1 protein-coding gene is annotated in these 305 nt (G+C 74.1%); it reads right to left on the reverse strand.

Features of this window, described 5'->3' with window-relative positions:
• A partial coding sequence (locus tag ACLBX8_RS31930; RefSeq protein WP_447716440.1) for a methyl-accepting chemotaxis protein occupies positions 1-305 on the reverse strand: 305 nt, incomplete at both ends.

Below are 305 nucleotides of genomic sequence, written 5' to 3' on the forward strand. Positions count from 1 at the left end.
CCTGCGAGACGTTGCGGACGATCTCCTGCGTGGCCGCGCCCTGCTCCTCGACCGCCGCCGCGATGGTGGCGCCGACCGCGTCGATCTCGCGGATCCGGGCGGCGATCGTGTCGATGGCCGAGACCGCCTGGCCGGTCACACCCTGGATCTGGCCGATCTGCTGGCTGATCTCCTCGGTGGCCCGGGCGGTCTGGCCAGCGAGCTCCTTGACCTCGGCGGCGACGAGCGCGAATCCGCGGCCGGCCTCGCCGGCCCGCGCCGCCTCGATCGTGGCGTTCAGCGCCAGCAGGTTGGTCTGGCCGGCG

The organism is Methylobacterium sp. D48H, from assembly GCF_053345715.1.